Consider the following 4436-nt stretch of genomic DNA (forward strand, 5'->3'; position numbering starts at 1 on the left):
AATTTTAACCCCAAAAAAAATGGGGTATTTATAATTTTGCATTATAAAAAAAAATATCTTTGTACCCAGTTTTACTTTACTATCAATTTAATACTAAGATTTTATGTCAACATTACGTTTTCAAGCATTGCACGATGCTTCTCACAGAGAGCCAGTTAAATTTGAAGAATCCGATCGAAAGTCAGCAATTTTTGGTCAAAACGTTTTTAACCAAGCTTCTATGAAGCAGTTTTTAACTTCGGACGCCTACAAAGGAGTACAGGACGCGATGCAACACGGAAAAAAAATTGACCGAAATTTAGCTGATTATATTGCAATGGGAATGAAAGAGTGGGCACTTTCGAAAGGTGTAACACATTATACCCACTGGTTTCAGCCCTTAACAGGTACAACTGCCGAAAAGCACGATGCTTTTTTTGAAACTTCTTATGATGGTTCGGAATCGGTAGAAAAATTTGGTGGTGCTCAATTGGTACAACAAGAACCAGATGCCTCTTCTTTTCCAAACGGCGGAATCAGAAATACATTTGAAGCGAGAGGTTATACCGCATGGGACCCAACATCACCGGCATTTATTTTTGGAACTACTTTGTGTATTCCAACCGTTTTTATTTCCTATACTGGAGAAGCATTGGATTACAAAACACCCTTGTTGAGAGCGTTAAATGCCATTGACGAAGCTGCAACAGAAGTTTGTAAATATTTTGACAAGAATGTAAAAAAAGTAACCGCCACTTTGGGTTGGGAACAAGAATACTTTTTGATCGACAAAGCCTTAGCCAATTCGAGACCTGATATTTTAATGACGGGACGTACACTTTTGGGACACACTTCTGCAAAAGGACAACAATTAGACGATCATTATTTTGGTTCAATTCCAACCCGTGCCCTGAATTATATGAGAGAATTGGAGCAAGAGTGCATGCTTCTCGGAATTCCTGTAAAAACACGTCATAATGAAGTAGCACCAAATCAGTTTGAGTTGGCACCCATTTTTGAAGAAACGAATCTAGCGGTGGATCACAACTCATTATTGATGGATGTAATGCAAAAAATTGCCGAACGTCATAATTTTAAAGTACTTTTCCACGAAAAACCGTTTAAAGGAGTCAATGGATCAGGAAAACACAACAACTGGTCGTTAGCAACAGACACGGGCGTAAATTTATTGAGTCCAGGAAAAACACCAATGAGTAACTTGCAGTTTTTATCGTTTTTTATCAATACGATTAAAGCGGTAAATGATAACGAAACTTTTTTAAGAGCGGCAATTGCAACGGCAAGTAACGACCACCGTTTGGGTGCAAATGAAGCGCCACCGGCGATTATTTCTGTTTTTATTGGCGAACAATTGACCAAAGTTTTAAACAATTTAGAAACGGTTTCGGATGGAAAATTATCTCCAGAAGAAAAAACCGACTTGAAATTGAATGTGGTAGGAAAAATTCCGGATGTACTTTTGGACAATACGGATCGGAACAGAACGTCGCCATTTGCGTTTACTGGAAATAAATGGGAGTTTAGAGCCGTAGGCTCATCGGCAAATTGTGCCAATGCAATGACCACTTTGAACGCTATAGTTGCCAAACAATTAAAGGATTTCAAAATCGCCGTTGATACCTTAATCGAAAGTAAACAATTGAAAAAGGACGAAGCTATTTTCAATGTTTTGAGAGAATACATTAAGGAATCCAAAGCCATTTTGTTTGAAGGCGACGGATACAGCGAAGAGTGGGCTGTTGAAGCTGGAAAACGTGGATTGAGTAATTCTAAAACAACTCCTGTAGCGTTAAAAGCCAAAGTAGATCCAAAATTAATCCAACTTTTTGGCGATTTGAAAATCATGAATCACGTAGAAGTTGAAGCCCGTTACGAAATTGAATTAGAAGAATATACAAAGAAAATTCAAATCGAAGGCCGCGTTTTGGGAGATCTTGCTAGAAACCACATTATTCCAACAGCCATAAGATACCAAAATACATTGATTGAAAATGTGAGCGGCATGAAGGAGATTTTTGGTAAAGATTTTGAAAGTATTGCGAAAGAACAAATCGGTTTGATCAAGAAAATTTCAAAACACATCGAAGGTATTTATACCAATGTGGAAGAAATGACCGAAGCTCGAAAATCAGCAAATTTATTGACAGATGCTCAAGAAATGGCCGAAGCCTATTGCGACACAGTGAAACCTTATTTCGAAGAAATCAGAAAGCACTGTGATAAATTAGAATTAATGGTCGACGACGAAATTTGGCCAATTACCAAATACCGCGAATTGCTTTTTACGCGATAACAGTTTCAAATTTTAGATGTAGGAGACCTGAAAATTTATTTTTTTCAGGTCTTTTTTTATACTATTATTGCTGTAAATTCGTTTTTATATTTATACATTTTATCATGCGGTATACTTTTTCCTCTTTTTTATTTTTATTGTTTTTCGGCACTCAATTTTCAACGGCACAAGAGCAATTCTCGGTTTATTTTGACACCAACAAAGCCATTTTGACACCTGCCGAAAGTAAGCGATTGAACAACTGGATCGAGACCAATTCGAAAGTTAAAATTGTTGCCATAAATGGATTTACCGACAAAGATGGTTCAAATGAATTGAACGATACCTTGTCTCAAAAAAGAGCGGGTTTTATTTATGATTTTATTGAAAATAACGTCGCCATTCGTTCTGATTTCAAATCCAGAAGCTTTGGAGAAAATCATCTGCAAGAACAAGATAAGTCCAAAAACAGGCGTGTGGATATCTTTTATTTTTTAGAAAAAGATTTGGCTAGAGAAAACGAAATTTTAGGAATAAAAGAGAAAGTAGTAGTTACAAAACCCAAGCCAGCCGTTTCTTATCCCGATTTTTTTCAGGTGCAAAATCCCAACGGTTCGGTTTCTGATTTTAAATTAGATGTCGCATTTATGCAAAAAGTAACTAATGCCAAATCAGGCGAAAAACTGCAGTTGGACAATCTTAATTTTCAGTTCAACACGTTTGCAATTACCAATGAATCGCGTGGTAAGTTGTATGAATTACTGTTGGTGATGAAGCAAAATCCACAACTCAAAATTGAAATTCAAGGGCATATTTGTTGCAATGCATCGAACAAAGAAACACTTTCTACCCAACGAGCAAAAGCCATTAAAGGTTTTTTGAAAAGTCAAGGAATCGAAAACACACGGGTAACTTACAAAGGATTCGGAAGCACACAACCCATTTATCCGCTGCCCGAAAAAAACGAACAAGAACGTGCTGCGAATCGTCGTGTAGAAATCTTAATCCTTGAAAATTAGATTTTTTTTGTTACATTTAAAGTGAAATTCAAACAATATGAAATCCCTAATCACATCTTTATTACTAATTTCAACCCTTTTTTCGAGTATTGCTCAGGAAAAAGTGGAGGTTTTTTTTGATTTCAATAAATTCGATTTAAACCCAACTGCATTAACTACTTTAAACGATTGGATTGCTACACAATCAAAGAGCAAAGTACTCAAAATATATGGTTTTTGCGATTGGAAAGGGTCAAACCTATACAACGATACGCTTTCTCTAAAACGAGTTCAAACGGTTTACAACTACTTAACCAAGCATAAAATTGAAATTGATAAAGGGTATCTTCAAAAAGGATTTGGTAAGAGTTTTACACAAGATAAAAATCAAGCACTCAATCGAAAAGTTGCAATTATTTATACCACTTTAAAGCCCGAACCAGCAGAGGAAGTTAAAGAAATTACTTTTTCAGAAAAGGTAAAATCAGCTAAAAATGGCGATTTAGTACGACTCAAAAACATTAATTTTTATAATAATTCCGCACAAATTGTTCCTCAATCAAAAACAGTTTTGTACGATTTATTGTGTGTGATGCAAGAAAATCCCAATCTGAAAATTGAAATACAAGGACACATTTGTTGTCAAATCAATACCAGTATGAACCACATTTCGTCGGCTCGTGCCAAATTCATTTATAATTATTTGATTCAAAATAAAATCAAGAAAGACCGCTTGTCCTACAAAGGATATGGCGTTTCAAAACCCATACATCCCATACCCGAACAAAACGAAGCACAAGAAAACGAAAACCGACGCGTAGAGATCAAAATTGTAGCCCAATAAAAAAAGCCGTTTCAACGAAAAAACGACTTTTATAAATTGTGAAAAAAACTGAAATTAGCTTTTTTCTATAATGGATTTTGTTTTAACAAGCGGGTTAACTTCTTGTTTTACAACTACATCGCCTTTTATTTTTAGCGGAACTTTCCCTCCTTCATAATTCGAAGCATTCGATTCCACCGTAATTGTTTTTCTAATCGGACCCGGATTCATATTATATTTCACATCAATTTTTCCTGTTTTTCCAGGCATAATGGGCTCTTTAGGAAAAGAAGGAACCGTACAACCGCAAGTCGACTGCACATTTGTAATCATCAGTGGTTGA

At 35.8% G+C, this 4436-nt stretch carries 4 protein-coding genes; 3 read left to right on the top strand and 1 reads right to left on the bottom strand.

Annotated elements, in window-relative coordinates:
• The first annotated feature begins 103 nt into the window (after window positions 1-103).
• The 3 genes from ACIQ2X_RS14095 (at window position 104) to ACIQ2X_RS14105 (ending at window position 4114) form a co-directional block, all read left to right on the top strand.
• On the top strand, window positions 104-2293 hold the full coding sequence (locus ACIQ2X_RS14095) for a glutamine synthetase III (protein WP_396179578.1): 2190 nt from the start codon (window positions 104-106) through the stop codon (window positions 2291-2293).
• Between the two features lie 104 nt (window positions 2294-2397).
• Window positions 2398-3291 (top strand): OmpA family protein, encoded by an 894-nt coding sequence (locus ACIQ2X_RS14100; RefSeq protein ID WP_396179579.1) that lies wholly within the window; start codon window positions 2398-2400, stop codon window positions 3289-3291.
• 37 nt (window positions 3292-3328) lie between these two features.
• Entirely contained in the window at window positions 3329-4114 is a 786-nt protein-coding gene (locus tag ACIQ2X_RS14105; RefSeq protein ID WP_396179580.1) for an OmpA family protein, read from the top strand.
• Window positions 4115-4168: 54 nt separating this feature from the next.
• Here the strand turns inward: ACIQ2X_RS14105 and ACIQ2X_RS14110 are convergent.
• A partial coding sequence (locus ACIQ2X_RS14110) for a DUF1573 domain-containing protein (protein ID WP_396179581.1) occupies window positions 4169-4436 on the bottom strand: 268 nt, incomplete at its 5' end.

The sequence above is a fragment of the Flavobacterium sp. genome, assembly GCF_044368625.1.
In the GTDB taxonomy this organism is placed as follows: Bacteria; Bacteroidota; Bacteroidia; order Flavobacteriales; family Flavobacteriaceae; genus Flavobacterium.

What these genes read in the sequence shown, in the direction of transcription:
- ACIQ2X_RS14105 (WP_396179580.1), top strand. Translation starts at nt 3,329, where the DNA reads ATGAAATCCCTAATCACATCTTTATTACTAATTTCAACCCTTTTTTCG.
- ACIQ2X_RS14100 (WP_396179579.1), top strand. Translation starts at nt 2,398, where the DNA reads ATGCGGTATACTTTTTCCTCTTTTTTATTTTTATTGTTTTTCGGCACT.
- ACIQ2X_RS14095 (WP_396179578.1), top strand. Translation starts at nt 104, where the DNA reads ATGTCAACATTACGTTTTCAAGCATTGCACGATGCTTCTCACAGAGAG.